Source organism: Blastococcus sp. CCUG 61487 (assembly GCF_005222955.1).
Lineage (GTDB): Bacteria > Actinomycetota > Actinomycetes > Mycobacteriales > Geodermatophilaceae > Blastococcus.
Genome location: NZ_LWUA01000216.1, coordinates 1 through 342 on the forward strand (window position 1 = coordinate 1; position 342 = coordinate 342).

Sequence of the window (342 nt, forward strand, 5' to 3'; positions counted from 1 at the left end):
TGGCCGCGCTGCTCGAGGAGGGGCGAGCGCGGGTCGACCTCACGGTCACCAGTGGCGGCGAGAAGGTCCTCTCCCTCGCCCGCGCGGTCGTCCGCCTTGCGTGACCGGCGGAAGACGTCGCGCCGCGGCGGTGGCCGGGGTGCTGCTGCTCAGCGGGTGCACCTCCTTCGCCGAGACGGTCACGACGTCGCCGGAAGCCGCGTCGTCGTCGACCGGCGGTGACGACGACGCCTGCCCGGGCCGGGCGGAGCCCGACCCCGACCGACCCCGCGTCGCGCTGGACTTCACGCTGGGCGACGACCTCCAGACGGTGACCGGCACGCAGACCGTCGTCTTCACCCC

The 342-nt window shown here is 75.1% G+C and carries 1 pseudogene; it reads left to right on the forward strand.

Annotated features, from left to right (window positions below):
- Positions 1 to 100: 100 nt before the first annotated feature.
- Positions 101 to 342 (forward strand): annotated as a pseudogene (locus A6V29_RS10735) (peptidase M1); the annotation flags it as partial.